The organism is Brevundimonas vancanneytii (genome assembly GCF_901421975.1).
Taxonomy (GTDB): Bacteria; Pseudomonadota; Alphaproteobacteria; order Caulobacterales; family Caulobacteraceae; genus Brevundimonas; species Brevundimonas diminuta.
Genome location: NZ_LR588407.1, coordinates 647534 through 671647, shown reverse-complemented (window position 1 = coordinate 671647; position 24114 = coordinate 647534). Strand labels below are relative to the sequence as shown.

The window sequence follows — 24114 nt, the reverse complement described above, 5'->3', positions numbered from 1 at the left end:
CTCAGACCTTCGAGGCGGCCAGCTTCAACCCGAAGCCGATGAAGACCACGCCGACCACCCGGTCCATCGTCCGCACCACGGCCGGACGGCGCAGGAACCGGCCCAGCGGCGCCGTCGCCAAAATCAGCCCGGCGAACCAGACGATGGTCAGCGCCACATGCACCCCGACCAGAAAGAAGGTGAAGGCCGCCACATTGGCCCCCTGCGGCACAAACTGGGGCAGGAAGGTCACGTAGAAGACGCCCACCTTGGGGTTCAGCAGATTGGTCAGCAGGCCGCGCCGAAAGGCGACCGGACCGCTGGGCGGCAGGGCGGCGCCCGGCTCGCCCAGGCTCCTGCGCGGCTTGAACAGCATCTGCGCGCCTAGCCAGACCAGATAGGCCGCGCCCGCCCACTTCACCACCGTATAGGCCAGCTCCGACACCCGCAGCAGCGCCCCGAACCCCAGCGACACCGCCGCGCCCCAGATCAGACAGCCCAGCAGGATGCCCGCCCCGGCGAAGACGGCCGAACGCCCGCCCTCGGCCGCCGCCGAGCGCAGCACCATCGCCGTGTCCACCCCCGGCGTGATCGTCAGAATGGTGATGGCGACCAGGAAGGCGGCGAACAGGGCGGGATCGAACATGACGCGTACTGGAACACGCCGTATCGCCCCGCCGCAACCGCCAAACTGGACGGCGCCGCCGCGCCCGGCATAGGAAAGACGCCTCCGGCCCAACGAGGACGCCCATGGACGAAACCGCCTATCGCGCCGCCCTGCGCGCCACCCTCGACGCCCACGACGGTCCGGCGCTGGAGCGCATCCGCGCCCTGCTGGCCGCCCTGCCCGAGGCGGCGCGCGAGATCCACGTCGTCGTCTTTCCCGATCAGGACGGCGAAGGCGCCTTCAGCGTCCACGTCAGTCTGGACGGCCCCGACCTCTATGTCCTGAACCGGGCGATCGAGCCGCACCGCACCCTGTTCGAGGTCATCCACGGCGAGGAAGGCTTCGAGCCCGACCTGCCGATGTTCGGACGCAATCCGGGCTTCAGCGTTCAGGACGCCATCGTCGATACGGCCGCCGACTGGATCGAGGCCCTGTGGCCCCGCGCCGGGCGGGCGCCCGTGCCCGTCATGATCTATGGCGACGAGGATTACGGCTCCGCCGCCCCGCGTCGGGTGGAGCCCTAGACCGGCCCCATGGCCAGGAAGGCGCGGGCGGCGGCGAAGTCGCCCGCCTCGAACCGGGCCGTCGCCACGCTGTCGTCGCGGAACAGGAACTCGATCAGAAAGGGCTCACGCGGGTCCAGCGCCGCCAGAGCCTCGGCCGCGCTGTCGGGAAAGCGCCAGACCTCGCCCGCCCGCGCCCCGGACGCCAGCAGGTCGCGCGGCGCCAGATCGGACCCGGCGGCGAAGACAGCGCGGCGCGCAGCCTCGGGCGGCAGGCCGTCCCCCGCCAGCCACGGCCGGGGCGAGCGCGCTGCGTCGCGCATGACGATGCGCGCGGCATAGGGCCGGGGCTTGCCGACGAAGGAGACGACCGCCGCCGGGCGCGCGTCCTGCGGCGCCTTGCCGGTCAGGCCGAACCGCACGGGCGAGGCGCCGGTCGCCCCGTCCTGAAACAGGCGCCAGCCGTCGCGGCTGCTCTCGAAACGGTCGGCGCTCCACACGGCCTTGTCGCCGGGGAAGTTGATCCGCGCCGCGCGCGACCATCCGGCGAAGGCGTGGCGCACCCGCGTCTTGACCCGGCCCAGCTCGGCGTCGTTGCAGGGGTGGCCTCGGCCCGCGCCGTGGCCCGCGCGGCTGTGGCGGCCAGTTCGGTCGCGGGGCGCCCCGCGCGCAGGGCCGCCCCGCGCGCCTGCAGGGTCGCCGCCTCCAGCGCCTGGGTCAGGCGCGGCTCGAACAGGCGGCACTTGTCCTGCGCCGCCCGCACGAAGGCCCGCTCATAATAGACGTCGCCCCCAAGGTTCTGGCCAGCAGTCGCCGTCCCGGCCGCGAGGGTCAGGGCGACGATCGCGGCCAGCGTTCTGCTGACTATGCGGGGCGACAGCGCTATCTTCATGCCGCCACCCTAGCCGCCGCCGGTTCCGGGTCCGTGTCCAAACAGGGTGAACCAATTGCTTCTTTCCACTGACGTCTGGGTCGGCGCCCTGATCCGCCGCGCCGAGCTGGAGGGCGCCAACGCCGTGGTGGTGAAGAAGGGCGACGCCCGCGCCGGAGCCGTCATCGTCAAGGCCTATGACACCGCCGCCCGCACCGCCCGCCTGTGGACCGAGGCGACCGGCCAAGACGGCGAACCCCTGTGGATCCAGCCCGTCGCCAGCGAGTTCGAAAGCGAACTAGACGCCTATCTGGACCGCCAGCGCCGCTATGACCCCGACCTCTGGATCATCGAGATCGAGGACCGGCAGGGACGACACTTCCTGACCGAAAAGACGCAGGCCTGACCCTCACCCGATGGGAGAGGGTTCATCGGCCTTCAAGCAGGCTGACGGCAGACAGGGCTGCTCAAACCGCCCTCAAGCAGCGCAAAGCGCGTTAGGGCCACCCAAAATGGTAACCGGCCCATTCACCGCGTTCGTGAACCGGACCGCAAGCGCAGGCGCCCTACAACCCGTCGCATGGGGCCAGAACGGTCCTGCGAGCGGGCGCGGTCCATGCTGTTTCTCTTGAACGATGTCGTCTTTGATCTGGACGAGGCCTGCCCGGCCCCGAGCCATGACGTGCGCCGCTTCGAGACCTTGTCCTGCGACTATGTGTTGGAGATGGGTTGCGAGCTGTTCGCCGAAGACCCGCTGCTGCACCGCACGGACCCGGCCCGCGCGCGCCGCCTAGCCTGGCTGATCGCGCACAAGGCGCAGGGCGTCAACGCCGCCCTGTTCGCCGCGCCCGAAGCCGGTTGCGCGCCCGAGCTGGTCGAGCCGCGCTTCTGCGCCCTGCCGGAAGTCGTCCTGCGCCATCTGCAACAACGCGCCCGTCGCGGCGCCCTGAACGCCGCCACGGCGGACAAGGCGGTCTGGGGCCGACTGGCGGCCTGATCCCTTCCAAAAGCGAACGTCGTTCGGTATTCCTTACCGCTTCAGGGGAGGAGATCGATGTTGCAGGCATTCAGACAACGGCTGGCGCAAGGCGCTCTCGGCTTCGGCGCGCTTGTGTTTGCGACCCTGGCCGCAGCAAACCCCGCCCAGGCCGGGTGGCTGAAGGCCGAGAGCGAACGCTTCATCGTCTACAGCGACGGCAATGCGAACCAGTTGCGTCGCTTCACCCAGGAATTGGAGTCCTTCGACCGGCTGTTGCGGATACGCTTGGGCGTCAATCTCGATCAGCCGACTTATCGCAAACTGCCCGTCTACCTATTGGGCTCGCGATCGGCGATGCTGCAGATCAAACCGGACGCGCCCGAAGAACTCGCGGGATTCTACATGGCGACGGATGAAGACATCTTCGGCGTCGCTCGCCGCGACGAGGAGATGCACACCCTCAAGCATGAATACGCGCATCACTTCATGATGCAGAATTTCTCCCACGCCTATCCATCGTGGTTCATCGAGGGGTTCGCCGAATACTTCGCCACAGCCGACTTCAAACGCGACGAGATTCACGTCGGACGTTACAACCAGAACCAGGCCTATTGGCTGATCAACGGAACCTGGGTCTCGATGGAGCAGCTTCTGGCCGAACGGCCCGGCGCCTCGCTGCGCCATCGCGAGACCTATTATCCGCTGGCCTGGCTGCTGACCCACTGGTTCATGAGCGACACCGAAAGACGCAAGACCCTGGGCGTCTATCTGGCGGCGGTAGGCGACGGCGCGGATCCGGTCCAGGCCATGCAGGACGCCACGGGGATGACGACGACGGAGTTGCAACGCACTCTCCGCCGCTACATGCGTGATCGCATGACCTATGTGGTGATGAAGACCTCCTTCGATCAGGTCGAGATCGCCGTCACCCCAATGCCCAAATCCGCCGACGACATCTTGCTGCTGAACCAGAGACTGAAGGTCGGCGTGCCAGAGGAGCGACGCGCGGCCACCGCCGAAGACGTGCGCCGCGTCGCCGCCCGTCACCCGGACGATCCGCTGGCCTTGCTGGCGCTGGGCCACGCCGAGTTGCATTTCGGCGACGCCGCCGCCGCAGAGGCGCCGCTACAAAGGCTGCTCACGATCCAGCCGGACCACGTTGAAGGCCTGCAATACCTCGCACGCGCTAGAATGGACGCCGCCGCCGAGGAAGACGACGCGGAAGCCGCCCTGAAGCTTAAAATCGAAGCGCAACACTATCTGTCACGCGCCTACGCTGCAGACGACGCCAACTTCGCCAGCCTGCTCCTGATCGCCGAGAACCGCGCCGACGCCCACAGCTACCCAAATGACAACGACGTGGCCGTGCTGGAGCAGGCCTTTGTCCTGGCGCCGCAGTTGGGCACGGTTCGCTTCAATCTGGCTCAGGCTCTGTTGGAGCATGACCGCAAGGCCGAGGCGGCGACCTTGCTGCAACCGCTGGTGAACAATCCCCACGCGCCCAATGCCTCAGCGCGCGCCCTGCTACGAGAGATCGAAGGTCGCGCCGAAGCCGACGAGGACGAAGAAACGTTCATTGACGATGGCGATCAGGCGCAGTCGGAGCCCGCAGGCGACGATTAAAGACTTCGGCGCGTTTAGAGCAGGATGCCGAACACCGTGTGCACCAACGCCGCCGCCAGGACGATCAGGGCGAACCCGGCCAGAAAGCAGACCAGCGGATGAATCTTGCGCTCGTTCTGTACGGGCGCGACCTTGCCTGGATGGGCCAGAGCCATGACGTTTCCCTTCCCTCGTGCAGCGGACTCATGGCCCGCCGTCTCCCGAAAACGAGCATGCCTCGAATAACCCTTATACGCGAAGGGTCTCTCACGGCATCGTGAACGTCGACAATTGAGCCCCGGCGCGGTAGGTCGCGCGTCCTAAAGGAAGCTCCATGTCCAAACTGACCCTCGCCCAGGAGGCCGACCGCCGTCGGACCTTCGCCATCATCGCCCACCCGGACGCCGGTAAGACGACCCTGACCGAGCACATCCTGCTGGCGGGCGGCGCCGTGCGCGCGGCCGGGGCGGTCAAGGCGCGCGGCGAGAACCGCCGGGCGCGCTCGGACTGGATGAAGATCGAGAAGGAGCGGGGCATTTCGGTCACCGCCTCGGTCATGACGTTCGAGCACGACGGCAAGATGTTCAACCTGCTGGACACGCCGGGCCACGAAGACTTCTCGGAAGACACCTATCGCACCCTGACCGCCGCCGACTGCGCCATCATGGTGCTGGACGCCGCCAAGGGCATCGAGCCGCAGACGCTGAAGCTGTTCGAGGTCTGTCGCCTGCGCGACATTCCGATCATCACCTTCATCAACAAGCTGGACCGCGAAGCCCAGGATCCGATGGCCCTGCTGGACGAGATCGCGTCCCGCCTGCAGTTGGACCCCGCCCCCATCTGGTGGCCGGCCGAGAGCGGCAACCGCCTGCGCGGCCTGGCCGAGGTCGGCGGCCAGGGCCGGTTCCAGCCCTACACCCGCAAGACCTCCGACAACGACGGCGAACACCCCGCGCCCCTGCCCTTCGCAGACGCCGCCGCCTTCTTCGAAGGCACGGAGCAGGCTGACATGGTCGATGCACTGGAGCTGGTCGAGGCGGGCTATAAGCCGTTCGACCGTCAGGCGTTTCTGGAAGGCCATATGACGCCCGTGCTGTGGGGCTCGGCCCTGCGCCACTTCGGCATCGAGGAACTGCTGAAGGCCATCGGCGAATGGGCCCCGTCGCCCAAGACCATGACCGCCCGCAAGGAGGCGCCGCCCGAAACCCGCAACGCCCCCGCGCCCGAAGACATCACCGTCGAGCCGAGCACCGACGAAGTCACCGGCTTCGTCTTCAAGGTTCAGGCCAATATGGACCCCAACCACCGCGACCGCATCGCCATGTTCCGCATGGCCTCGGGCAGCTTCAAGCGCGGCATGAAGCTGAAGGTCCAGAACACCGGCAAGCAGTTGTCGGTGAACGCCCCCATCATGTTCTTCGCCTCGGACCGCGAACTGGCCGAAGAGGCCTATGCGGGCGACGTCATCGGCATTCCAAACCATGGCGTGCTGCGCGTCGGCGACAGCCTGTCGGAGAGCGGCCTGGTGCGCTTTGCGGGCCTGCCCAACTTCGCGCCGGAAATCCTGCAGCGCGTCCGCGTCAAGGATCCGCTGAAGGCCAAGCACCTGCAGAAGGCGCTGGTCGGTCTGGCCGAGGAAGGCGTGACCCAGCTGTTCCGCCCGGAACTGGGCGCGGACTTCATCGTCGGCGCCGTAGGCCAGCTGCAGTTCGAGGTCATGGCCGACCGCCTGGGCGAGGAATACGGCCTGGACGTCGTCTTCGAGCCGTCGCCTTACGCCGAGGCCCGCTGGGTCACTCCAGCGTCGGGGGGCGCCAAGGCCGACCTTGAGGACTTCGCCGGAAAATACCGGCCCCAGATGGCCGCCGACATCGACCAAAACCCGGTCTTCCTGGCCAAGTCGGCGTGGGAGACAGGCTATGTCTCCGAACGCTTCCCCAAGGTGACCTTCACCAAGACCAAGGAACGGGGCTGATCCTCAGGTCTTGGTGATCGACACCCCGCCGTCGACCAACATGGCCGTCCCGGTCATGAAACTGGAAGCATCGGATGCCAGGAACAGGGCGGCGCGGGCGATCTCGTCCGGGCTCGCCATCCGCTTCAGGGCGTGCATCCCCTCGACGAAGGCGATGATCTCGGGCGTGTGGGCGAACTCGCGACCGGCTTCGGTGTCCGTGCCGCCGGGCAGCAGGCAGTTGCTGCGGACGCCTTTCGCTCCGTATTCGGCGGCGATGACCCGCGTCAGGCCGACCAGCCCCGCCTTGGCCGCCGCATAGGCCGCCATGCCCGGCATGCCGATGGCGTGGCCGACAAAGGTCGAGGTGAAGATCAGCGAGCCGCCGCCGCGCGCCAACAGGGCCGGAATCTGATGCTTGGCGCCCAGGAAGGCGGCCGTCAGGTTCAGGTCCAGCGTGTCCCGCCAGCGCTCTGGCGCGATCTCATGCGTCGGCTCATTGGCGCCGATGGCCCCGGCGTTGTTCAGGGCGATATCCAGCCCGCCGAACCGCTCGACCGCCGTGCTCACCAGCCGCTCGGCCAGGGCCTCGTCGCGGACGTCGCCCGGCACGGCGACGGCGCGCCCGCCCTCGGCCTCGATGGCGGCGACCAGGGCCAGAAGCTCGGCCTCGCGGCGGGCGGTGACGACCACCGCCGCGCCTTCGCGCGCGAACAGGCGGGCGGCGGCGGCGCCGATGCCGGAGCTGGCTCCGGTGATGACGGCGACCTTGTCGATGAGTGCAGGCATGACGACCTCGTGCGTGAAAGAGGCCGCCTTCCTTTCACGCCCTCAGGCCGCGGTCTGGCGAGGTTCGGACTCGGCGTTCAGGTCGAGGGCGCCGCCCGCCGCTCGCCGCGCCCCAACGCCTGGAACCACGGCAGGAAGACCTGGATCAACGGACCGATGCCCACGGCGAAGACCACCGTGCCCAGGCCGACCGAACCGCCCAGCAGCCAGCCTCCGACAAGGACGCTGACTTCGATCAGCATCCGCGACACGCGGATCGACCAGCCCAGGCGTTGATTGAGGCCGATCATCAGGCCGTCGCGCGGCCCCGTGCCCATGCCCGCGCCGATATAGGCCGCCCCGCCCATGGCGGTCAGCGTCACCCCCGCCGTCATGAAGGCCAGCCGCAGCGGCAGGCCCGTGATCTCGGGCAGGACGGCCAGGGCCGCGTCCATCGACAGGCCGATGACGAAGATGTTGAACAGCGTGCCCAGCCCCGGCTTCTGACGCAGCGGAATCCAGGCCAGCATCACCAGAACGCCCATGATGATCGAGGCGGTCCCCAGGCTCATGCCCGTCTTCAGCGACAGGCCCTGGTGAAAGACGTTCCACGGGTCCAGCCCGAGGTTGGAGCGCACCATCATGGCGGCGGCCACGCCATACAGGCACAGGCCCAACTGAAGCTGGATGAAACGACGCATGAACATAGACCCCTTCTGCCCGATCGGCGGGGGATTTAAAGGCCCGGCCTTTGTCTGAGGTCAGGGCCGCGCCATGCCCGCGGCGCCGGATGCAACCTGAAGCTTTGCTGAACACGGCTTTCATCCGCCGCGGGGACGTGGTTCTCTAAGAGGACGCAAATCGGCCGCGCCGCGCCGTCATGATCCGGGCCGTCGCCGTTCGCGGCCCCTGTGGAGTTCAGATGCTGCTCGTCGCCTTCACCGCCGTTCTGGCGCTGGTTCAAGGTCAGGCTCAGGCCCAACCCCCTGCTCCGGCCCCTCGGCTCGTCTCCTATGACGAGGCGGTGCGGTGCGCTGGACTGACCCAGGCCGCGTCCGAGCTGGAAGGCGGCGAAAGCCGTTACGGCCGCGAGCTTTACGACGCCGCCCTCTATTGGTCGCTGGCGGCCATGCAGGCGGCGACGACCGCCGGGCGTAACCCTACGGCGGCCGAGAACGACCAGACCCGCGCCCGACTTCAGTCCGTGCGCCGCCTGTCGGCAGGCGACGCCGAGGCGCGCTCCGCCCTGCAACGCTGCCGCAAGGCCGCGCCTCGCCTGGGCTAGAGACGAAAAACCGGCCGCCCCCCGTTTTTCTCATCATATGGTTAAGCCGAACCCTTCGAACGGCGCTGCGTTTGCTTGGACGACCCCCGGATCACCTTCGTGATCCCGAAGCGGGACGACGGAGCGCCATGTTCGAATTCGGCAGAGATCTGAGACGGCTGTTCGAGAAGGCGCGCGACAGCGACGATCTCGGCTGGCTGGAGCTGATCGGCGCAGGGCTTGTGGAGGTCGAGGCCCGTCAGCAGGCCACGGATGCAGGCCGCGTCTCCTGCGCCCGCCCCTTCGAAGCCGCCCTGCGCGCCGCCGCCCTGTGGCGCGAGCACGCCCGCCGCTGCGGCGCCGCCGCCAGCATCGACCGCGCCGAGGCCGCCGGACGCGACGCCGCCAAGATCGCCGCCAACGACGATCAGGCCGTGCGCGCCGCCCTGGACCTGGCTCAAACCGGGATGCTGGCGTTCGATCTGCGCGGCGGCCCTGAACGCCTGACGGCGGCGCTGGGCCTGCTGGGCGACCTGCCCGCCGCGCGGCGCGCCGACACCGCCGCCGCCATGGCCGCCTTGCACGCCCGCCTGCGCGCGCGCCAGGCCCTTCTGTCCGGCCGCCTGCCTGAACTGACCGAGGCGACGGCCCTGCTGGACGCCGCCCTGGCGCGAATGAAGACCGGGCGCGCGGCCGAGGACGAGCTGCGCATGGATCGCGCCGTCGTGACGCTGGAAGCCGGGCTGATCGCGCGCGACCCGCGCCTGATGGACCAGGCGGGCCGTGACCTGCGCGCCCTGGTCGAGGCCGCCTCGCCGGAGCAGCGCCCGCTGAGCCGCGCCCGCGCCCTGGCCCTGTGCGGCGCGGGCATGGCCGCCCTGGCCGCCGTGGCCGAGGACGCCGCCGCCCGCGACCAGGCCCAGGCCCTGTTCGACGCCGCCGCCCAGCTGTTCACCCCCGACCACAGCCCGCTGGACTGGGCCGCCATTCAGGTGATGCGCGCCGAGCGCGAGACCCTGCCGCCGCTGGTGCTGGTCCAGGCCGAGGCCCTGACCGAGGGCGGCGGCCTGATCCTGGGCGCCCTGGCCCACGAACAGCGGGTGGCCCAGGAGGCTGCGCGCGCGGGCGCTGCAGGCGACCTGACCGCCCTGCTGGAGATCGAGGGCGCCCTGCGGCGTCGCCTGGTGCGGCCTTCGGTCTCGGCCACGCCGCTGGACTGGGCGGCCGAGCAGATCGGCCTGGCGCGCATCGCCCTGGCCCGCGCCCGCTGGACCGGCGAAACGCCCCGCGCCGTCGGCCTGATGCTGGCCGAGGCGGCCCAGACCGCGCGCGAGCACGGCGCCGCCGGCCTGGCCGAACGCGCCGAACGCCTGACGCCGCGCCCGCAAACCGTCTGATCGAACGCGGCCGAGACGCCGACCGGCCTTGACCCGGCCCCATTGGGCGCCTAGCTCACGGGCTTCGCAGAAGGGTTCCGACACAGTGACCGAACAAACCGCCGCCGATCCCGTCCACGCCTTCATCGCCCAGACGGTGGCCGAGCATGACGTGGTGCTCTTCATGAAGGGCACGCCGGATTCGCCGCGCTGCGGCTTCTCCTCGGTCACGGTCCAGATCCTGGACCACGTGGGCGCCCCCTTCGTCGGCGTCGACGTGCTGCAGGACGAAGCCCTGCGCGAAGGCATCAAGGCCTTCACCGACTGGCCGACCATCCCCCAGCTTTATGTGAAGGGCGAATTCGTCGGCGGCTCGGACATCGTGCGCGAGATGTTCCAGTCCGGCGAACTGGCCGCCCTGATGTCTGAAAAGGGCGTCGCCCTCGGCGAAGCCTAAGCTCGATGGCCCGGCCGCAGCTGCAACAGCGTGAGGACCGCGAGGTCTTCGTCGTCCCGCTGGACGTGCGGCCGGAACACATCGACGAGAACAATCACGTCAACAACGTCGTCTATGTCGGCTGGCTGCAGGACGTGGGCACGGCCCACTGGAACGCGCGCTTCGACGACGAGACGCGCGCCCGCTGGTCGTGGATCGCCCTGAGACACGAGATCGACTATCTGCGCGCCATCGCGCCCGACGCGACCGGCGTCGTCGCCCGCACCTGGGTCGGCGATCCGCAAGGCCCACGCTTCAACCGCTATGTCCGCATCGAGGACGCCGAGGGCCGCCTGTGCGCGCAAGGCCTGTCCGAATGGTGCCTGGTCGACGCCCAGACCCTGCGCCCCGCCCGCATTCCCGCCGAGATGCTGGGACCGTTCACGGCCTAAACCTCCCTTCTCCCCTTGTGGGAGAAGGTGGCCCGTCAGGGCCGGATGAGGGGTCTTGCGACGGTGAATCAGGGGGCGAGGCGAATGTCCCGCAACCCCTCATCCGTCTCGCTTCGCGAGCCACCTTCTCCCGCAAGGGGAGAAGGACGATGGATCAGCCCGCGATCTGGCCGAAATCGGCGACGCGGTTCATGACGCCGCGCACCTGGACCAGCAGCTTCAGACGGTTTTCGCGCTCTTCGGCCACGTCGGAATTGACCATGACGGCGGTGAAGAAGGCGTCCACCGGACCGCGCAGGGCGGCCAGGGCAGTCATGGCGGCGGCGAAGTCCTCGGCCTCCAGCGCCGCGTCCACGGCCGAGGCGGCGGCGGCGGCGGCGAAGGCCAGGGCGGTCTCTTCCGCCGGCTGGTTCGGCAGGCCGGTAGCGACGGCGCCCTCCGGCAGCGGCCCCTTCTTCTCCTCGGCCTTGAGCAGTTGGGCGGCGCGCTTGTAGCCCGCCAGCAGGTTCGCCCCGTCGTCCGTCGCCAGGAAGGCGGCTAGCGCCTCCACCCGACGCACGATCCGCACCAGATCGTCGTCGCCCAGCGCAAAGACGGCGGCCACGAGATCGTGACGCTGGCCCTTGTCGCGTAGCAGGACGGTCAGGCGGTCGGCGAAGAAGGCGAGAAGGCTGGTCGAATTCGCCTTATCCATGCTCAGGTTACGGCCACTGACGATCATCACGACAGCAGGGTGAGTGAGTTTGGTCAGCGATGCTCTCACCCCATTCTCCAGCACCAGCCGGATCACGCCCAGCGCTGCACGGCGCAGCGCATAGGGATCCTTCGACCCCGTGGGCTTTTCGTCGATGGCGAAGAAGCCGACCAGGGTGTCCAGCTTTTCGGCCATGGCGACGGCGACCGTGACCGGGGCGGTCGGGACGGTGTCGCCCGGTCCCTGCGGCTTGTAGTGGTCGCGGATGGCGTCGGCCACGGCGTCGGGCTGACCGGCCAGACGGGCGTAGTAGCCGCCCATGATTCCCTGCAGTTCCGGGAACTCGCCCACCATGCCCGAGGCCAGGTCGGCCTTGGACAGGCGCGCGGCCTGTTCCGCCTGAGCCGGATCGGCGCCGACCAGCGGGGCGATCTCGCGCGCCAAGGCGGCGATGCGGTCCACCCGCTCGGCCAGCGTGCCCAGCTTGGCGTGGAAGGTGACGTCCTTCAGCTTGGCGTTCCAGGCGTCGAAGCCGACCTTCTGATCCTCGGTCCAGAAGAACTCGGCGTCGCTCAGACGCGCCGACAGCACCTTGGCGTTGCCCGCCGCCAGAGCCTGACCGCCGTCTGTCGCCTCGACGTTGGCCACGACGACGAAGTGGGGGGCCAGGCCTTCCTTGCCCGGTTCGCGCACGGCGAAATACTTCTGGTGCACCTTCATCGACAGCTGGACCACTTCCGGCGGCAGGGCCAGGAACTGCGGGTCCATGTCGCCCAGGATCGGCGTCGGCCATTCGGCCAGGCCCGACACCTCGTCCAGCAGGCCGTCGTCATCGACCAGGGCCAGCCCCTTGGTCGCGCAGACGGCCTTGGCGCCCTCGAGGATGCGCAGCTTGCGGTCGGCGGCGTCCAGCAGGACGAAGTTGCGCTCCAGCTTCTGGCGATAGTCGGCGAAGTCCTTGACCGCGAACGGCTGGCCCGCGCCCATGAAGCGGTGGCCCTCGGTCACGTCGCCCGATTGGATGCCGTCGACTTCAAACGGGATCACCGCCCCGTCGTACAGGGCCAGAATGCGCTTGATCGGCCGCACCCAGCGCAGGGTTCCCGCGCCCCAGCGCATCGACTTGGGCCAGGGGAAGTGGCGGATGATGTCGTCGACGCTCTCGGCCACGACCTCGGTGGTCGCGCGGCCCTTGCTGCTGATTTCGGCGAACCAGACGCCGTCGCGCTCGACCAACTGATCTTGCGTCAGGCCGGTCTTGCGCAGGAAGCCTTCCAGCGCCTGAGCGGGAGCCGAGGTCTTCGGGCCCTTCAGCTCTTCATTGCGGTCGGGCGTGGCGGCGGGCAGGCCGTCGATCACCAGCGTCAGACGGCGCGGCCCGGCGTAGGTCGTCAGCGCGTCCCAGGTCAGGCCCGCAGCCTTCAGGCGGTCCGACGCCATGCGCTCCAGATCGCGCGCGGCGCCGGGCTGCATGCGGGCGGGGATTTCTTCGGAGAAGATTTCGAGGAGAAGCTGGGACATCAGGCGGTCGCCCGTTCGTGTTCGACTTGAGCGAGGGCGCAGGCTTTGCACAGGTCGCGGATGCGGCCGATGTAGCTCTGGCGTTCGGCGACGGCGATGGCGCCGCGGGCGTCCATCAGGTTGAACAGGTGCGAGGCCTTCAGCACCTGGTCATAGGCGGCCAGCACCAGCGGCTGGCCTTGCGGCCCCTTCATGGTCAGGAAGTGGGCGGCCTCGCGCTCCATGTCCTCGAAGCGGCGTTTCAGCGCGGCGACGTCATAGCCGTGGAAGTTGGCTTCCGACTGCTGGCGCTCGTTCTCGAGGAAGACTTCGCCGTAGGTCAGGCCCTCCTTGTTGAACTTCAGGTCATAGACGTTGTCGACGCCCTGAACATACATGGCCAGGCGCTCCAGCCCGTAGGTCAGCTCGCCCGAGACGACGTCGACCTCGATGCCGCCGACGCCCTGGAAATAGGTGAACTGCGTCACCTCCATGCCGTCGCACCAGACCTCCCAGCCCAGCCCCCAGGCGCCGACGGTCGGGTTTTCCCAGTCGTCCTCGACGAAGCGGATGTCGTGCAGGCTGGGGTCGATGCCGATGGCGCGCAGGCTGTTGAGATACAGCTCCTGCAGGTTGTCGGGGTTCGGCTTCAGGATGACCTGATACTGGTAATAGTGCTGCAGCCGGTTGGGGTTCTCGCCATAGCGGCCGTCGCCCGGGCGGCGCGACGGCTGGACATAGGCGGCCTTCCACGGCTTCTTGCCCAGCGCCCGCAGCACGGTGGCGGGGTGCAGGGTGCCGGCGCCGACCTCGATGTCATAGGGCTGCAAAATGGCGCAGCCCTGCTCGCTCCAATAGTGGTGCAGGGTCAGGATCAAGTCCTGAAACGAGAGAGGTTCAGCAGCGGCCACGGTCGACATTTCGGTCCGATTTCGGGAGGCGCGGACCATAGGGCCGCCACGCTTCGCCAGCAAGGCGAGCGGACCGAAACCTTCATCCTTCTGCAAGCGCCGTTGCGCTAGAAGGCGCCCATGATGCAGCAACGGATCGATCAGATGCGCCGCCGGGCGGCGCGCTACCTTGGCGTCAGGCCAACGACAGTCGCGCCTGCGCGCGGGATTCTCAGCCTCAGCTTCGACGACTTCCCGGCCAGCGCCTGGACCGAAGCGGGGCCGATCCTGGCCGAGCACGGGATCAGGGCGACCTATTACGTCGCGGGCGGCCTGTGCGGCGGCGAGAACATCGGCAAGGCCCAGTTCGAGGTCGAACACCTTCAGGCCGCCCATGAGGCCGGGCATGAAGTCGGCTGTCACACCTTCGACCATGTCAGCGCCCTGCGCCTGAGCCCCGCCCAGCTGACGGACCAGTTGGCGAGGAACGCCGAGTGGGTCGCCGAGCGGCTGGACGGCCACGTCATGACCACCTTCGCCTGGCCCTTCGGCGACGTAGCCCTGGGCGCCAAGACGGTGATCGACGAGCGGTTCCTGCTGGGACGCGGGGTGCGCGACGGGGTCAACGCCGGGCGCGCCGACCGGGCCAACCTTCAGGCCATCGGCCTGGAGTCCCGCCGCCTGCCCCACTACGATCTGGAGGCCCTAATCGCCCGCGCGGCCGAGGCGCCCGGCTGGCTGATCGCCTATGGCCATGATGTCGAGAGCGACCCCACCCCCTACGGCTGTACGCCCGAAGACCTGGACCGCCTGATCCGCCTGGCCAAGGCGGCGGGGCTGGAGATCCTGCCGGTCGGCGAGGCGTGGGAGCGATTGGGCGGCGCCTAGTTCCCGCTCATCCCGCCCAAAGAAAAACGCCGCCGCCCGCTGAGGGCGACGGCGTCTGTCCGTCAGGATCGCCGGGTCCGAAGCCCCAGCGCCCGCCTTATCAGAACCGGAAGCTGACGCGGCCGGTCAGGCGGTGGTCCTTGTAGTCGCCGTTGAAGACGCCCGAGTAGCCGACCTCGATGTTGGTCGACTTGGACGCCTCGATGTTGAAGCCCAGGCCCGCCTGCAGCGCGCCCGAGTTCAGGTCGGCGCCCTCGACGCGGAACACCGGACCGTCCGAGAAGGCCGCGTTGAACACGGGGCCGTCGCCGCTCAGGTCTTCGGTCCAGGCCAGGTGTCCGATCGCCGACAGCGCCGGACGGCCGTTGCCGCCCGCCAGATGCGTCTCGGAGCGCAGACCCGCCGTCAGCAGGTCCGAGGTCTGGGAGACGTCGCCCGACAGGGCCGCGTCGCCGCCGCGCTCGACCACGTCCGCATCATATTCGACGCGGGTGTAGTTCAGGTACGGCTCCAGCACGGTCGAGGCCATGACCGGCTTGCGCCACGACACTTCGCCGTAGGCCTGCCAGGCTTCGCCGTCGTAGCGGCCGGTCAGCTGCTCGTTGAAGCGATTCAGCGAGGCCGAACGATCGGTGCGGGTGCGCGAGTCCATCCAGGCGCCGCCCAGACGGAAGTCGAAGCCGCCCAGCGTCGCGGCGCCGTAGACGCCGATGTGCTGGGTCTTGACCTCGCCCGTCGACAGCAGACGGCTGGCGCGGATTTCCGACTGGCTCTCACCGACGGCGACGCCGATGTGGGCGCGGCCGTTCAGCGTCTTCTCGACGCCGGCCAGATAGCCGGTGGCCTCGCTGCGGAAGCCGGCCAGTTCGCCGTTGTCCTGACGCCCGCTGCCGAAGACGCCCGAGGCCCAGACGGCGACGCCGCGGCCGTCGGTCGCTTCCGTCGCGCCATTACGGCCGCGTGTCAGCATGGCGTCGCGGATGAAGCGCGAATCGCCCGTGGCGACGCCCGCCAGGGTGGCGTGAACCTCGCCCGTCAGGCTGTTCAGAGCGCCGCGGACGTTGGCGACGCTGCCGTCCAGAATGGCGTCTTCCAGCGCTGTGTTACGGCCCGCTGACGGCGTCATGGCCGAAGCGGTCATGACGTCGAGCGCCGCGCCGACCGACTTCTGGTTCGGCGTCACGCCGACCGAGGCGATGGTCACGTCATTGCGCGCCAGCGTCAGCTGCACGGCCTTGGCGCTGTAGGTCAGGATCGGCTTCAGGAAGGCCAGGTCGCTTTCGGCCCCCGCAAAGACGCCGGTGACGCCGCCCTCGGACTGCAGGATGTTCATCCGCGTGCGCAGGTTCCACTCGCCCTGGTCGGCCTTCAGGATGACCTTGCCGCCTTCCAGCGTCGTCGCGCCTTCCACGGCGACGCGCGAGTGCTGGGCGCCGTTCACGCTGGAGCGGATCCACAGATAGGAGCCTTCCTTGAACACCAGATTGTCGGCGATGGTCAGCGTGCCGAACGGATTGGCCTTGTCGCCCGGCGCCAGGACGCCGCCCTTGTCGACGGTCACGTCGGCCAGACGGCCCACCCCGCCCAGCATGCCCAGATCGGCCACGGTCGAGGTCGAGTTGATCAGGCTGCCGTTGACGGTCAGCAGGCCGCCCTCGACGCGGGTCGCGCCGGTGTAGTCGTTAGCGCCCGTCAGGATCAGCTCGCCGCCGCCCTTCTTGACGATGCCGCCGATGTCGTCCTGGTATTCGGCCAGAACCTCGGCCGAATAGCGGTCGCGCGCATCGCCGATATCGTTGCTCCACACATCGACCGTGCCGACGCGGACATTGACGTCGCGCACGTCGCGCAGGGCCGTCGGGCCCTTCAGCGCGACCTCCATCTGCGGCGCGCCCCAGCCGGACTTCAGATCCACGCCCGGCGTGTCCAGATCCAGCGAGCTGGACACCAGGATGTCGCCGATCAGGGCCGTGTCGTACTCGGCGAAATGCTCCATCAACAAAGCGGCGAAGCCCGCGACGTTGGGCCCGGCCATCGACGTGCCCGTATAGGCGGCGTAGTCCGGCCCCGTGTAGGCGACCAGCGTCTTCAGACGCTCCACCAGCAGAGCATTGGCCTGGGTCAGCACGTCAGACGAGAACTCCGGCGTCAGGATCGCCATATTACCGGGCGACACCAGCAGACTCGCCAGTTGCGAGGTGAAGCCGTCCGGGTCGCCGAGACGCCCGCCCGAGATCAGGGTGATGGCCACGGCCTCCTCGGCCACGCGGCGGCGTGCGGCGGCCTCGTCGAACGGAAGACCGGCGTCCTCGGCGGCGTATTTGGCGTCCAGATAGGCGTTCAGCGCGCCCAGGAAGCGGTTCACCGAAGCGCTCTGCAGCGCCGCGACGGTCGTCGCCGCATAGAGCGGGCGGTAGTCCGCCGGACGGTACTGGGCCACGATGGCGTTGAAATCGAATTCGAAGCCGGGCACGGCCGACACGATCTGATGGCCCGGACCCGCGACGCACCAGGTCGCGGTCTGACCGCAGAAGCTGGTCGAGGCGCTGGGCGTCAGATCGGCCTTGTAGTTGGCGACCGACAGCCAGTTGTCGCGCAGGCGCGGATCGAACATCGGCGCAGCGGCGTCAATGCCCGCGTGAGCGCCGTAGCCGTTGCCCGCCGAAAAGACGACCAGAACGTCATTGTCGAGCACCGGCTTGTAGAAGTCGCCGTAGTTGCTGCGCGGGCCGAAGGTCTGACGCACCAGCGCTGCGGACGCATTATAGGCCAGGCTGTTGCTTGAACCCCAGCTGTTGTTGATGATCCGCACCTCGCCCGTCGCGGCCAGGTCGACGATGTTGGTCTGGGCCGTGCTGACGATGTCGCCGTTGATGTAGACGTCGCGGAACCACAGGAAGTCGCCGGCGGCGAAGTTGGTCGTGGCCGAATAGATGTTGGCGCCGAAGGCGTTGCCGAACATGGCCTCGCCCTCGATGCGGGCGCCGCCGATGGTGCCGGCGACGTGGGTGCCGTGGCCTTCCCAGCCGCGACGGGGGTTGATGCGGCCGTCGTTGCCGTAGTCGCTCGAAACGACCGTGTTCAGACCCTTGATCTTGCCTTCCCCGCCGAACAGCGGGTGATCCATGTAGACGCCTGCGTCATTGACGCCGATCGTCAGCCCCTTGCCCGTCAGGCCCAAGGCGTAGGCGTGCTCCAGCCCCAGATAGGCCTTGGAGTAGTCGACCGAGAATTGAGCGTCTTCGCGCCAGGACGTCAGCGCCGCGTCGTAATCCGCAGTGCGCGACCCGTCCGCCATGTAGAACCCGCCCGGCGGCGGCGTAACACTCGTCTGAGCGGAAACATCACTCGCCCAAACCAGGGCGGAACCAGCGGCTGCAACCAAGAGGCCAGCCTTGAACGCGTTAATCATAGATCCCCACAAGAGCGACAATGGCTATTCGAAGAGAGGCCGCCTCCGTCTCGACAGCCCCTTGACCGCCGCTCCACGCGCCCCTCTCCGCACCATTTGAGACGGAAACCTCCGCCTACTGTCAATCATGGAACGAAGATCATTCACCAAAACGCCCATCCGCCAAAATGGTCACGCTTGAGTGTCTCGAAATTAGAATTTCCCTCCAACCCCCGCCCTTCATGACTCCCAGGGGTTTGGGCGCCGCCTCAATCGGGCCTTTCTTCGCCCAAATTGAGCCACAGCCGCGTCACTCCGCCGCACTTCTCGCCTTAGGGTTGAAGCAGCCCTCTCGCCTCGGCCCAGCGAATCAGCGGTTTGCGAGGCCAGCACAGCAGCCAGGAGCAGGCGCTGTATTCGCCCGCCTCAATCATGGCGCGGCGGGTGGGCGATGAGGCGGAGGCGCGCTCGTCGTGGATCTCGCCGCCGCCCTGATGGATCATGAAGGCGCCGTTGTTCACGGGCGTGGTGCGCAGATAGGTCAGGCGCGGGCTGATGGTCTCCAGCGGCGGATCGAAGAACCAGCTGGAGCCGATGACGCCCGCCAGTTCCGGCCGCGTTTTCAACAGGGCGGCGGCGGCGACCCAGTTCCGCTCCCAGCCCGCTTCGTTGAAGTCCGACAGGTCGCGCGCCTCGGTGTGCGTCTCCAGCCACGGACGCCAGCCGCCCGCCTGGACCCAGGCGATCAGCGGACCGGGACCGCGCCCGCCCAGCATGTGCCGCACCACCAGCCCCGGCCCGACGGGCGAGGACAGGTCCAGCATCTGGGTGTTGCTTCCCGGCACGCTGAGCGCCAGGGACACCCGCACGTCCTTGGCCCAGAAGTCAGGATCATACGGATCCGCCCCGCTGTCCAGATAGGCGGCGAGCCGGTCGATATAGGTCGGATAGCCCGCCAGCACGGCCTGCGGCAGGCGCTCGGCGGCGATGCGGCCGGGCAACTCCAGCGCCCAGGCGGCGATCAGGCCGCGCCTCTGGTCGTCGTTCGCGCCCTCGCCCAGCAGGCCGTCCACGGTGCGGGCGGCCAGTTCGAAGTCCCAGTGCGGGGCGACCTCGGCGGCGGCGCGGGCGGCGGCGTCCTTGAGCTCGTTCACGCGGGCGCGGTCGGCGGACGACAGGCGCGACAGGGCGCGTTCAAAGGCGGCGGCCTGTTCGGGCGTCAGTTGGGTCATGACCGCCAGCTTGACCGCAGGGGCTGTAAATCCGGTTAAATAACCGCACGCGGTTCGATGTCCGGCGCGCCCAGCACCACCGGCCGCGCCCACCAGCCCGGCCGATCCAGGGCGAAGGCCGCCTCGATCGCCGCCGCGCGGTCGTCGAACAGGCCGAAGACCGTCGCGCCCGATCCCGACATCCGCGTCAGGCGACAGCCCGGCGCGGCGCGCATGGCGGCCAGCGCCTCTTCAATGCCCGGCGTGACGGCCAGGGCGGGCGCCTCCAGATCATTCCGCTGTGCCGCCAACCAGTCGATGACGGAGGCGACATTCCAGTCAGCCGGCGATTGCGGCCGATCCGCGTCCCCGGCGGGCGCGGCGTCATAGGCGCGATAGACCGCGCCCGTCGGCGACGGAAGGCCGGGGTTCAACAGCACGCCGTGCAGCGTGGGCAGGCGCGGCTCGTCTTCCAGCGCCTCGCCGATCCCCGAAGCCCAGGCCGGGCGGGCGCGCAGACACATGGGGCCGTCCGCTCCGGCGGCCAGGGCGAGTCGCTCCAGTTCCGCCTCAGCCATGTCGAGGTCCAGCAGGCGCGTCGTCAGCCGCAGCGCCGCGCCTGCGTCAGCCGAGCCGCCGCCCAGCCCGGCGGCGATCGGCAGGCTCTTGTCCAGGGTCACGGCCACGGGCGGTTCGCCGATCCCGACCGCCGCGCCCAGGGCGCGCAGGGCCTTGAGGATCAGGTTGTCGCCCTGCCCGTCCAGACCCGCCGCGAACGGCCCCTCGACCGTCAGCGACAGCGCCTCGGCGCGGCGCACCGTCACCCGGTCGCCGACATCAGCGAAGGCGGCCAGGCTGACCAGGAGATGATAACCGTCGCCCTGCACCGGCCCGACGTGCAGCAGCAGGTTGATCTTGGCCGGCGCCAGGCCGCGCAGAGCGTCGGAAACGGACATGGCGGCGTCAGTCGGCCGCGCCGCCCGCAGACCCCAGCCCCTTGTCCCCGGTCGGATCCTGGCCCAGGCGGTCGCGCAGCTTGGCCTCGACCTCGCCGCGGCGCTTGTCGTCGACCTCCAGCGTCAGGACGCGGTTCCACTGGAAGCCCGCCTCGCGCTGACGGCCCACGGCCCAGTAGGCGTCGCCCAGGTGGTCGTTGATCTCGGCGTTGGCGGGCTCCTTGTCGACGGCGCCCTCCAGATTGACCACCGCCGCCTCATACTGCCCTTGGCGGTACTGGGCCCAGCCGAGGGAGTCCTGAATGTTGCCGTCCTTGGGCTCGGCGGCGTGGGCGCGGGCGATCATGGCGGCGCCCTCCTGCACCCGCGTCCCGGTGTCTACCCACAGATAGCCGAGATAGTTCAGCAAGGTCGGATTGTCGGGCTGCATCTGGAGGGCGGCCCACAGCTCGGCCTCGGCCTCGGTGTCCCGGTCGAGGGATTCATAGGCCGCGCCGCGCAGGAAATGGACCTCGAAACCCTGATCCGCCGTATTCAGCAGCGGGCCGTTCAGCAGCTCCAGCGCCGCTTCGTGTCGTTCCATCTGCATCAACTGGCCGGCCAGCATATAGGCCACGCCCGCCTCGTCGGGGCGGGCGGCGGCGGCGCGGCGCAGTTCGACCAGGGCCTCTTCATCCCGCCCCGCCTTGCCCAGGCTGATGGCCGTCTGGATGCGAGCGGCGGCGTAGAGGGCGGGCGAGGCCTCGCTGACCTCGGCCAGGGCCGCCCGGCCCGCCGGTTCGATCCCGCCCTGGATCAGGGTCTGGCCGATCAGAAGCTGGGTGTTGTCGTTGGGGTCCAGATTCTGGGCCAGGCGCAGATAGACGACGCCGAACTCATGGGCGCGCTGGGCGATCATCTGGTCCGCAGCGGTGCGCAGCGCCTGGGCGGCGCCCTGGCGGAAGCTGGGCAAGGCGGGCGGGCGGCCCTTGGCCAGCACCCGCTCGCGCCCCTGGATCACGCGCCGGTCGGCCGTTCCGGCGGTGATGGCGGCGTCATACTGGACCAGGGCGTCGTCGCGCCGACCGCGCCGCTCCAGGAACTCGCCGTACGGTTGGCGGAACAAGGCGCCGGTGATGGCGTGGCTGGTCAGGTCGCGCCATTCGGCGTCGGCCTCGTCATAGCGGCGGCGCTGCTCCAGCAGGCGGGCGCGGTTGGCCCGGGCCACCATGGCGCTGACCGGATCGAAATCGGCGGGCGGCAGGGCCAGGGCGCGATCCCAGTCCTTGGCGGCGGCGGCGATCCAGCCCTGGACGTAGAAGCCCGCCCGGTCATGCGGCTCGCCGACCGGGGCGTCCATCAGCAGGGCGTCGGCGCGCCGGGCGTCGCCGCCGGCATAGGCCTGCACCGCCTGAACCAGGCGCCCGGCCTGGACGATGACCGGCGACACCTCGGGATCAGTCGGGGCGATGCGCCCCGCCTCGTCCAGATCACCGGCCAGAAGGGCGGCGGTGAAGGCCTGTTCGCGCACGCGCGGCTGTTCCGGCGTCAAGGCGTAGACGCGGCTGAGATAATCGGCCCCGACCGCGCTCTCGCCGCTGGTCAGGGCGTTGCGGCCCGCCAGGTAGAGGCCGAAGGCGCTGTTCCTATGGGCGTCGAGCGGGATCGGCGCCCAGACGGCGGGAATGGGCGCGACCTCGGGTTCTTCGGGCGTTTCCGGCTCATCCGCGATGATGATGTGCGGGACGGGATCGCCGTTCGGCTCGGCGTCCTGCCCCGCCGGAGCTTCGGCCGGCGTTTCCGGCGCAGGCTCGGGCGCCTGCTGCGCCAGGGACGGCGCGGCCAGCGACAGCGCAAGGGCGGAAGCCGCCAGGAACAGGACAGGACGAGAAGAGACGAAACGCATGGCCGGACCCTTCACGCTTTCCCTTTCGCCCGCAAGATCATGTGCGGGAAAAGCCGCACAACACTTCTGCCTCCCCATGAAGGGGAGGGAGAATCTCTGGCTTACATGTTCGGATAGTTCGGGCCGCCGCCGCCTTCGGGCGTCGTCCAGACGATGTTCTGCGACGGATCCTTGATGTCGCAGGTTTTGCAGTGGACGCAGTTCTGGGCGTTGATGACGAAGCGCGGATCGGCGCGGTTCGCCTCGTCCGCATAGACGACTTCGTACACCCCGGCCGGGCAATACAGCCGCGCCGGCTCGCCGTATTTCGGCAGGTTGACGTTGATCGGCACGGACGGGTCCAGCAGCTTCAGGTGCGCAGGCTGGTCCTCGGCGTGGTTGGTGTTGGAGATGAAGACGCTCGACAGCTTGTCGAACGACAGCTTCCCGTCCGGCTTGGGATAGACGATCGGCTTGTGCTGCGAGGCGGGCTCGGTCGAGGCTGCGTCGGTCTTGCCGTGGCGCATGGTGCCGAAGAAGGAGAAGCCGCCCGTCAGGTGGTTGACCCACAGGTCGAACATGCCGACCGCCCCGCCCATCATCGTGCCCAGCTTGGACAGCAGGGGCTTGGCGTTGCGGACGACCTTCAGCTCCTTATAGACCCACGAGCGCAGGTATGCCGCCTGATAGGCGCTCAGCACGTCGCCCTCGCGGCCCTCCATGACGGCGTCATAGGCGGCGTCGGCGGCCAGCATGCCGGTCTTCATGGCGTTGTGGCTGCCCTTGATGCGCGGCACGTTCACGAAGCCCGCCGAACAGCCGATCAGGGCGCCGCCGGGGAAGGCCAGCTTGGGCACCGACTGGAAGCCGCCCTCGGTGATGGCGCGGGCGCCGTAGGAGACGCGCGTGCCGCCCTCCAGATGCTCGGCGATGGCCGGGTGGTGCTTGAACTGCTGGAACTCGTCGAACGGCGACAGGAAGGGGTTCTTGTAGTTCAGGTGGACGACGAAGCCGACGGACACATAGCGATCGCCGAAGTGGTACAGGAACGAGCCGCCGCCCGTCTTGTCGTCCAGCGGCCAGCCTGTGGTGTGCTGGACCAGGCCGGGCTGGTGCTTCTCGGCCGGGATCTGCCACAGCTCCTTCAGGCCGATGCCGAACTTCTGCGGATCGGCGGCGTCACACAGGTTGTGGCGGGCCATGATGGTCTTGGCCAGCGAGCCGCGCACGCCCTCGGCGATGAAGACGTATTTGCCGTGCAGTTCGAGGCCCGGCTGGAACTCGCCGGTCGGCTTGCCCTCGCGGTCGATGCCGAAGACGCCGGCGACGACGCCCTTCACCCGGCCGGTTTCTTCTTCCCAGACCACATGGCTGGCGGCCATGCCGGGATAGACCTCGACGCCCAAGGCTTCCGCCTGTTCGGCCAGCCAGCGCGCGACATTGCCCAGCGAGGCGATGTAGCAGCCGTCATTGTGCATGAAGGGCGGCATGGCGAACATCGGCAGGGAGGCCTGCCCCTGCGGGCCCAGCACCAGGAACTTGTCCTTGGTCACCGGCGTCTCCAGCGGCGCGCCGCGTTCCTTCCAGTCGGGGAAGAGCTCGTTCAGCGCCTTCGGGTCGATCACGGCGCCCGACAGGACGTGGCCGCCGATCTCGGCCGACTTCTCCAGCACGGCGACGGAAATCTCCTTGCCGTCCTTCTCGGCCCGCTGCTTCAGGCGGATGGCGGCGGACAGGCCGGCGGGGCCGCCGCCGACGATGACGACGTCATATTCCATGACCTCGCGCTCGACGCCCGCCAGGGCCTCCAGCGGCGGCAGGTTGTCGATGACGGCTTCCTGCCATGCGTTCTTGGCGCCGCCTTCGATC

General features: G+C 68.9%; 22 protein-coding genes. 10 read left to right on the top strand and 12 right to left on the bottom strand.

Annotated features, from left to right (window positions below):
- Position 1: 1 nt before the first annotated feature.
- Positions 2–625, bottom strand: a complete 624-nt coding sequence (locus FGL25_RS03290) for a LysE family translocator (protein WP_138140944.1) — start codon at positions 623–625, stop codon at positions 2–4.
- Between the two features lie 104 nt (positions 626–729).
- Between FGL25_RS03290 and FGL25_RS03285 the strand changes: the two genes are divergently transcribed.
- Positions 730–1170, top strand: coding sequence for a DUF6389 family protein (locus FGL25_RS03285; RefSeq protein ID WP_138140943.1), 441 nt, complete (start codon positions 730–732; stop codon positions 1168–1170).
- Here FGL25_RS03285 and FGL25_RS03280 read toward each other — a convergent pair.
- The gene (locus tag FGL25_RS03280; protein ID WP_252969997.1) at positions 1167–1892 is read right to left on the bottom strand and encodes a hypothetical protein; all 726 of its coding nucleotides are present in this window, start codon (positions 1890–1892) and stop codon (positions 1167–1169) included. The two genes, FGL25_RS03285 and FGL25_RS03280, sit on opposite strands and share 4 nt — an antisense overlap.
- Before the next feature lie 204 nt (positions 1893–2096).
- On the opposite strand from FGL25_RS03280, the gene FGL25_RS03275 reads away from it, so the two are divergent.
- The 3 genes from FGL25_RS03275 to FGL25_RS03265 all read left to right on the top strand — a co-directional run bounded on the left by FGL25_RS03275 (position 2097) and on the right by FGL25_RS03265 (position 4622).
- Positions 2097–2426, top strand: a complete 330-nt coding sequence (locus FGL25_RS03275) for a DUF1491 family protein (protein ID WP_138140942.1) — start codon at positions 2097–2099, stop codon at positions 2424–2426.
- 210 nt (positions 2427–2636) lie between these two features.
- Entirely contained in the window at positions 2637–3017 is a 381-nt protein-coding gene (locus tag FGL25_RS03270; protein WP_088410184.1) for a hypothetical protein, read from the top strand.
- Between the two features lie 57 nt (positions 3018–3074).
- Positions 3075–4622, top strand: a complete 1548-nt coding sequence (locus tag FGL25_RS03265) for a hypothetical protein (RefSeq protein WP_138140941.1) — start codon at positions 3075–3077, stop codon at positions 4620–4622.
- A gap of 14 nt (positions 4623–4636) precedes the next feature.
- Here FGL25_RS03265 and FGL25_RS16770 read toward each other — a convergent pair whose 3' ends face one another.
- Complete coding sequence (locus tag FGL25_RS16770) at positions 4637–4777, bottom strand: hypothetical protein (RefSeq protein ID WP_003165874.1); 141 nt, start codon at positions 4775–4777, stop codon at positions 4637–4639.
- 158 nt (positions 4778–4935) lie between these two features.
- Between FGL25_RS16770 and FGL25_RS03260 the strand changes: the two genes are divergently transcribed.
- Complete coding sequence (locus FGL25_RS03260; protein WP_138140940.1) at positions 4936–6576, top strand: peptide chain release factor 3; 1641 nt, start codon at positions 4936–4938, stop codon at positions 6574–6576.
- A gap of 3 nt (positions 6577–6579) precedes the next feature.
- Here the strand turns inward: FGL25_RS03260 and FGL25_RS03255 are convergent, their stop codons facing one another.
- Together FGL25_RS03255 and yczE are read right to left on the bottom strand one after the other, a co-directional pair.
- Positions 6580–7344, bottom strand: a complete 765-nt coding sequence (locus FGL25_RS03255; RefSeq protein ID WP_138140939.1) for an SDR family oxidoreductase — start codon at positions 7342–7344, stop codon at positions 6580–6582.
- 77 nt (positions 7345–7421) lie between these two features.
- Positions 7422–8024, bottom strand: coding sequence for a membrane protein YczE (gene yczE / locus FGL25_RS03250; RefSeq protein WP_223850967.1), 603 nt, complete (start codon positions 8022–8024; stop codon positions 7422–7424).
- A 221-nt stretch (positions 8025–8245) separates the two neighbouring features.
- Between yczE and FGL25_RS03245 the strand changes: the two genes are divergently transcribed.
- From FGL25_RS03245 to FGL25_RS03230, 4 genes are all read left to right on the top strand, one after another.
- Positions 8246–8608, top strand: coding sequence for a hypothetical protein (locus FGL25_RS03245; RefSeq protein ID WP_088410190.1), 363 nt, complete (start codon positions 8246–8248; stop codon positions 8606–8608).
- 128 nt (positions 8609–8736) lie between these two features.
- Positions 8737–9984: a hypothetical protein gene (locus FGL25_RS03240; RefSeq protein WP_138140938.1), complete on the top strand. Its 1248-nt coding sequence runs from the start codon at positions 8737–8739 to the stop codon at positions 9982–9984.
- Positions 9985–10069: 85 nt separating this feature from the next.
- Positions 10070–10420 (top strand): Grx4 family monothiol glutaredoxin, encoded by a 351-nt coding sequence (gene grxD / locus FGL25_RS03235; RefSeq protein WP_003165880.1) that lies wholly within the window; start codon positions 10070–10072, stop codon positions 10418–10420.
- A gap of 5 nt (positions 10421–10425) precedes the next feature.
- On the top strand, positions 10426–10851 hold the full coding sequence (locus tag FGL25_RS03230; RefSeq protein ID WP_138140937.1) for an acyl-CoA thioesterase: 426 nt from the start codon (positions 10426–10428) through the stop codon (positions 10849–10851).
- 154 nt (positions 10852–11005) lie between these two features.
- Here FGL25_RS03230 and glyS read toward each other — a convergent pair whose 3' ends face one another.
- Both glyS and FGL25_RS03220 read right to left on the bottom strand, forming a co-directional pair.
- Positions 11006–13066 (bottom strand): glycine--tRNA ligase subunit beta, encoded by a 2061-nt coding sequence (gene glyS / locus FGL25_RS03225; RefSeq protein WP_138140936.1) that lies wholly within the window; start codon positions 13064–13066, stop codon positions 11006–11008.
- Entirely contained in the window at positions 13066–13965 is a 900-nt protein-coding gene (locus FGL25_RS03220) for a glycine--tRNA ligase subunit alpha (RefSeq protein ID WP_003165881.1), read from the bottom strand. Before FGL25_RS03220 ends, glyS begins: the two co-directional genes overlap by 1 nt.
- A gap of 111 nt (positions 13966–14076) precedes the next feature.
- Here FGL25_RS03220 and FGL25_RS03215 point away from each other — a divergent pair, with 111 nt between their 5' ends.
- Positions 14077–14823 (top strand): polysaccharide deacetylase family protein, encoded by a 747-nt coding sequence (locus FGL25_RS03215; protein ID WP_138140935.1) that lies wholly within the window; start codon positions 14077–14079, stop codon positions 14821–14823.
- Between the two features lie 100 nt (positions 14824–14923).
- Here FGL25_RS03215 and FGL25_RS03210 read toward each other — a convergent pair whose 3' ends face one another.
- The 5 genes from FGL25_RS03210 to FGL25_RS03190 all read right to left on the bottom strand — a co-directional run bounded on the left by FGL25_RS03210 (position 14924) and on the right by FGL25_RS03190 (position 24023).
- Positions 14924–18121: an autotransporter domain-containing protein gene (locus FGL25_RS03210; protein WP_138140934.1), complete on the bottom strand. Its 3198-nt coding sequence runs from the start codon at positions 18119–18121 to the stop codon at positions 14924–14926.
- A 425-nt stretch (positions 18122–18546) separates the two neighbouring features.
- Positions 18547–19446 carry a hypothetical protein gene (locus tag FGL25_RS03205; RefSeq protein ID WP_138140933.1) on the bottom strand — a complete coding sequence of 300 codons (900 nt, stop codon included), beginning with the start codon at positions 19444–19446 and terminating at the stop codon, positions 18547–18549.
- A 35-nt stretch (positions 19447–19481) separates the two neighbouring features.
- The gene (locus FGL25_RS03200; RefSeq protein WP_138140932.1) at positions 19482–20381 is read right to left on the bottom strand and encodes a 4-(cytidine 5'-diphospho)-2-C-methyl-D-erythritol kinase; all 900 of its coding nucleotides are present in this window, start codon (positions 20379–20381) and stop codon (positions 19482–19484) included.
- A 7-nt stretch (positions 20382–20388) separates the two neighbouring features.
- On the bottom strand, positions 20389–22266 hold the full coding sequence (locus tag FGL25_RS03195) for a tetratricopeptide repeat protein (RefSeq protein ID WP_138140931.1): 1878 nt from the start codon (positions 22264–22266) through the stop codon (positions 20389–20391).
- A gap of 101 nt (positions 22267–22367) precedes the next feature.
- Positions 22368–24023: an electron transfer flavoprotein-ubiquinone oxidoreductase gene (locus FGL25_RS03190; RefSeq protein WP_252970241.1), complete on the bottom strand. Its 1656-nt coding sequence runs from the start codon at positions 24021–24023 to the stop codon at positions 22368–22370.
- Between the last annotated feature and the right edge of the window lie 91 nt (positions 24024–24114).